Annotated in this window: 4 protein-coding genes; all 4 read right to left on the reverse strand. The window is 39.3% G+C overall.

Annotated features, from left to right (window positions below):
• Positions 1–176 precede the first annotated feature (176 nt).
• The 4 genes from DXA15_RS05855 to DXA15_RS05870 all read right to left on the reverse strand — a co-directional run bounded on the left by DXA15_RS05855 (position 177) and on the right by DXA15_RS05870 (position 5774).
• Positions 177–1190: a FecR family protein gene (locus tag DXA15_RS05855; protein ID WP_128133422.1), complete on the reverse strand. Its 1014-nt coding sequence runs from the start codon at positions 1188–1190 to the stop codon at positions 177–179.
• A gap of 59 nt (positions 1191–1249) precedes the next feature.
• Positions 1250–1804: an RNA polymerase sigma-70 factor gene (locus DXA15_RS05860; protein ID WP_128133423.1), complete on the reverse strand. Its 555-nt coding sequence runs from the start codon at positions 1802–1804 to the stop codon at positions 1250–1252.
• Between the two features lie 121 nt (positions 1805–1925).
• The gene (locus DXA15_RS05865; protein WP_128133424.1) at positions 1926–2873 is read right to left on the reverse strand and encodes an alkaline phosphatase family protein; all 948 of its coding nucleotides are present in this window, start codon (positions 2871–2873) and stop codon (positions 1926–1928) included.
• 141 nt (positions 2874–3014) lie between these two features.
• The gene (locus DXA15_RS05870) at positions 3015–5774 is read right to left on the reverse strand and encodes a glycoside hydrolase family 2 TIM barrel-domain containing protein (RefSeq protein ID WP_255419925.1); all 2760 of its coding nucleotides are present in this window, start codon (positions 5772–5774) and stop codon (positions 3015–3017) included.
• Positions 5775–6000: the final 226 nt, after the last annotated feature.

Raw genomic sequence — 6000 nt, forward strand, 5'->3', positions numbered from 1 at the left:
TATTTTACTATTTTTTATAGGTACGACCAGTACCCTTTTATAATTAAAAGTCATACTTTTGTGTATTAGATTTTACTGTGAATGTTGATAAATTCTTAGATGTTTTATTTCAAAACAGAGTGAAGTCTATTTCGGATGCCGGAAAGCTGCTGTGAGAGGTACTTTCCGGTGTCTTTTTATTTGCGTGCCACCTCCTTTCCGGCCTTAAACAGAAGGATTTCTTTTCCTTCTATTTTGTAGTTGATATTTCCTGCCAGTTGAGCGAATATATACATGGCGTCTTCTATTGTTTCATGTTGTTTAAATTTCATCGTATATAAGTCGGAAGTGCTTATTTCCGGACTCAGCTTGATATGGACGTTATATTTACGTTCCATTGTAGTCAGTATCTCATGCAGCGGTTGATTGGTAAACTTTAGTTCTCCCTGTGTCCAGGCTGAACAATCGCTGGCTTCAACCCAATCGATACTGAATGTTTCGTCCTGGCTATTATAAATCACCTGTTCATCCGGTTTCATGATTATGGATTTTTCGGGAGCCTCGTTTTTATAGATTTTGACGGAACCATGTTCCAGTGTTGTGGTGATGCGATCATTGTCCGGATAAGATTCTATGTTGAATTTAGTACCCAGAACTTCTACTTTCAAGGGACCTGTGCTAACGATAAAAGGTTTGTCCGGATTCTGGGCAACTGTAAAATTGGCTTCTCCGCTTAGGTAAACGGAACGTTTCTTTTTTGAAAACTCACGGGGGTAAATGAGTAAACTTCCTGAGTTAACCTGGATAACCGATCCATCCGGCAACTGGATGCTTTCCTGCTTACCATTGGGAACGTAGCATTCTATCATTTCGGGCTCTGCATATTCATTCTTTGTTAACCACCAAGCAGCCGTACCGGTTATTATGGGTATGATAAGAATAGCAGCGTAACGTAGTAAGCGGGTCCGTAAAGATACTCTGGCGGCAGGGTGATCCGTGTGATGGATTTTTTGCAAGGTAGCATGAAAGGATTGACGTGTATTCTCATCTGCTTCTGCTTTTGTCTCCAACCATATTTGACGCATGGCCGTTTCTTTTTCCGGAATATCTTTGCTGCTGATAATCCAGTTTCTTATAATGGGACGATATTTTGACGGGACCGTGTGGTCTGCCATACGCCGTAATATGTTATAAACTTTGTTTTTTTCCATCTCACTATCTGTTTATAATAGTAAGACTACAAAAAAGAAAAACACACGTAGTCTGTTTTCTAAAAAAATAGCATTAAAACAGAAATAACTTTACGCAGGTCGGTGAGGGCGGCAGATATATGTGTTTCTACGGTCCGTTTACTGATGTTCAGCTGAAAAGCTATTTCATCATTACTAAGCCCCTGTTTACGGCTCATGCAGAAAATTGCCTTACGTTTGGGAGGCATTTTTTCAATGGTGACCTCTATCAGTTCTTCCAGTTCTTTGGCAAAAACGATCTCTTCCAGTTCCTCTACAGACGCAATATGGAATGACTCTTCCATGGGAATTGTATTCGGAGAATAAGAACGGTCGAGGTATGTATAGAGTGTATTTTTGGCTATCCGGTAGAGATAAGCATTTAGATTTTCAACTTCTGCAAGCGACAGTCGGTTTTGCCACAATTTAACAAAGACATCCTGTGCCAGGTCTTCTGCTTCTGCTTCAGAATCCAGAAAACCGGACAGGAATAGCTTTAGCTTAGGAAAATAAAGCATGAATAAACTTTCAAATGCTTTTGCATCTCCGTGGCTTAAATTCGTTAATAGTATGCGCTCCGTATCTGTATTTTGCATGAGGTGAAATCTATCTCGGTCTCCAAAGCAAAATTAAAAGAAAAAGCTGAATAAAATTCTTATTGACAGAATTAATCCTGTGCATTCTTCTTTTTTTAATTCTGTCAATAAGGATAGATTATTATTTGAATATGGATTTTATCACTTCTCCGGTCCATGATAAAGGCTGTTTTACCTTGAATAGATGCAGGATGACGGCAGCGGTGTTTACTGTGTTATTGGGTTCTGTGATTTTGAATTCTTTTTTGATACCCGGGCCGGTGATTCCCCAGGGAACGATCATTTCATCGGTGCTTACCCCGCCGTGTCCGTAGTTTATGCCGCCGTGGTCTGTAAGGAACATGAAATGGGTATCTTTATATAATCCTTCCTGTTTTATTTTCTCGATGAACCGTCCGATTTCTACGTCGGCTTCTTCAATGGAGCGGATATATTCGGGTGACATCCATTTGTATTTATGCCCGGCATGGTCGGTATGGACGGAATAGAGGAAAACCAGTGTCGGATCTGTCCGGTTGGCTTTCAGGAAAGAAAATGCTTTTTCGTAATTCGGAACATAGGCATCCTTTTCCAGATAACTTACTTCATCCAGATATTGTTTGTTATACGGATAAAAAAGGTTGATCCAGTTGTAATAAAAGGCTGTTTTCATTTGTGGGATGGCATCTTTCAGTACCTTAAAGACAGAAGGGTAGTAACCTGCGCTGTCTTTTTCGATTGCAGGCAATGTGAATTTAGAGATTTCCCAGCTATTATCCACTACGCCGTGCTGTTCAGGGCCGCTTCCGGTCAGATGACTGGTCCAGTTTGGGAGCGTTACCGAAGGCATGACCACGCGTGTATCGAGAGAAAGGGAGCCTTCTGCCATTAATTTATCCAGGTTTGGAGTTTTTGCTTTCAGGTATCCTTCAACACAGATGCCGTCAAGCGAGATCAGGACGATACGTTTCGCAGCGCGTGCATTTGTTTCTGTAGGGATTGCTGCCACGGGGCGGGAGATAGAGGCGGTACCCAATGCAACTGCGCCTACTAATCCCTGTTTAAAGAAACTTCTTCTTGAGTTTTTCATATTTTCTTATAATTATATTGTATAGCAAAAGTCTGTCATTGTTTTATTCCCAGATAGAAAGGAACAGCCTCCAAAAATAATGAAATATATTATTGGAGGCTGACTTTGTCTGAAAAAGCTACGCAAAGGTTTGCGTAGAAGTTATTTGAAGTTCATTTGTATCCATCCGGCCACATCGCCATCTTCAGCAATATAAGCATCCAGATATTTTGTTCTGTTCGCATCATAATTCAGATAAAATTCATTGCCGGAATCGGAATAATTGGCTATTAAGAAAGAGACATATTCAGGTAGTATCCATGCTCTTAAATGTTGCTTTCCATTTGATTCAATGTTTATAGTGTCACCTCTCTCATTTATGAAATTTCCGGTTATTATATGCTGTTTGGTTGATCTGAAATCATTGGAGCCATACTCATTACCATCTTTACTGAAACTGTGTTTAGGAATGTCTCTTCGTTTTAGATATTTACTTGAAGTTTCCGGATAAAATGCTTTAGCAATGCCTTCTGTACGTCCGATATGGTCATCAGGGTAAGTACTCCAAAGAGATTTTCGTTTCCAGCCCAATGTGTTATATTTCTTAGGAAGATTGAACCCTATCCCGATCTGACGAATTCCATTGCCGATTTTGAAAATATTCAATACGTAGTCGATTCTGAGTCTTTTTTCATTATCAATGGAATAGACCAATTCTACCGGGTTTACACCATACTTACCGTGTATTGTAATTGAGATACCTTTCTCTGTGTGTGTCAAATATTCGGATTCAAGTGTCCAATCGGTCAGAGGACTGGAAGTAAAACCTATCTCTTTTTCCGAACGCTCCTGCGGTATGTAATCAATTACTTCATTCTCTTTTAAATGAGGAATGGCATACATGTTTACTGGTCCGGTTATAATTTTTTCTCCTTTTTTCTTTATAGAGACAAGTGTTCCGCTTGTCCGGGAAAAAGTGTACTGAATATCTTTTGAAGTAATCTGGTATGAAGAATCTGTGGAAATGACTTTTACATCTCCTTTCGCTAACTCAGGCATGGGATAATAAGGTGAATAGTTTCTTGGAACTTTCCAAGTAGATAGATCAAAACCTCGTCGGTCTCTCATAGTGATTGTGAGAGTGTCCCCTTTTACACAATGAGGTATGTGGAGACTACCCTGCATTCCGGGTGCTATATCGACTTCTACAGTTCCTTGCCGGTTCATATCTTTCCATAATATTTCTATTTGGTTGGTATTTTGTGTGTTGTATCGATTTTCCAAAGAGACCAGTGTTTCGTTATTGGAACTCTGGAAATGTTTGCTAGTCACAATAATAGGAGAGTAACTCATTTTCATATGCCAGAATTCCGGTTTTTCCCTTCTGAATCCATCGACTACTCCCCAAGGACCATATCCACAGGGTTTGTTTCCTTTGGGATAATACATTTCGTCGGTACATCCCCAGATACCTAATCCGGTAATGGAGGGGGATTCCTGAATAAAATCGACAAAATATTTAAGATAATCCCCCCACATATCCCTTAATCCCGGATCTGTTATGTTTTCGGAAGTGTTATAGCAATTCAAGTGGAGTGCCTCTCCGAATATGATCGGGCGGAAATAATTTTCAAATGCCATTAGCCCTTTCCAACCCGGATAATGTTTGGCTCCGATATCAGTAGCTTTTATGATTCCGTGAGTTTCCGAATGGGAAAATTTAACTGGAATATTAGGAGTTAACTCCTTTGCCAGAAGTAAACTATTGTAAAATTTAGGTTTCCATTCGCTTTCATTACCTAAAGACCAAAGTAAGATACAAGGATGCGAGCGGTCTCTGATCACCATTGATTTGAAACTATAGAAAATTTGACTGATTCTTTCATATGAATCTTTTCCGGACTCCCAGCAAACAGGCGCTTCGCCTTCTACAAAGATACCATATCGGTCGCATAGATCTAACATGTAACTATCCGGAGGATAATGTGATGTACGGATATAATTGCAATTGGCGTTCCGTAATTGTTCAATATCCCGGCGGAGGGAAGCCGTATCTTTTATGGCACGTCCATCGTAAGCGGAGATATCGTGGCGGGCAACACCTCTTAATTTAACAGGAAGATTGTTTACATACAAGATGTTTTCTTTGATTTCTATTTTTCTAAATCCGAAATTTCTTTTTATGACTTCTGTCTTTTTGTTGTTCTCAAAAAGAGATATTTCTATGGTATATAGGAAGGGAGTTTCTGCATGCCACAGTCTAGGTGCATTAATGATAATGGGACTCAACTGGTTCAATCTGTTTTCTTGCCGGTAAACCTCTTTTCCTGCTATTGGCAATCCTTCTATGCCTCTTTCCATTACGACAATTTCGATTTTGGGATTTTTCTGTTTACCGGATAATGAAATATGCGTATTTAATATACCTTGTCCTAAATCATCGGATAATTGCGCTTCACAATATAAGTCGTTAATATGAGTTTGAGGAACGGCAATTAATTCAACACCACGCAATATACCTCCGACTTGGTGTTTGGCGTAATGAGATATTTTTGATATTTCACTGGCCAGCGATTCACTACGTACGTAAATGAGTAGTTGATTTTTTGCAGGAAGAAGGAAATGTGTTAAGTCTTTTTCGAACTGTGTCATCGAACCTGTATGTTCTCCTACATATTTCCCATTGAGATATATTCGGCATTCGCTTTCAACGGCACCGAAACGGATCAGTGTTTTTTGATTTTCCCAGTCAATAGGAAGTTCGAACTCCTTGTAATATCCGGCCCACTTCCCGGATTCAACTTGAAATGATTCCATGTACCATTCCGTGGGAACGGAGATCGGTTCCCATTCGAAATCAGGTTTACTAATCCCGTTAGGTATGTCCTCCATATTTTTCGTGAATAACCAATCCCCGTTCAATGAGATTGTTGGTTGACTGGTTCCTTTTACGTATATGGGAGTTGGAGTATGTATGATCTTGCTTTCTTTGTTTAAAATAGGGTATAATGTCTCTACTGTTTTGAATGTGAATATAGAGTCATTTGGGTGGCTTGTGTAAAAGAATATAATACACTTATGCCGATGATAAGTAATAATTTATTTTTCATTGATTATAGTTATTGTATATGTATTCAAAGAAACAATA

Origin of the sequence: Parabacteroides sp. AM58-2XD (genome assembly GCF_003463685.1) — a bacterium.
Classification (GTDB): domain Bacteria; phylum Bacteroidota; class Bacteroidia; order Bacteroidales; family Tannerellaceae; genus Parabacteroides; species Parabacteroides segnis.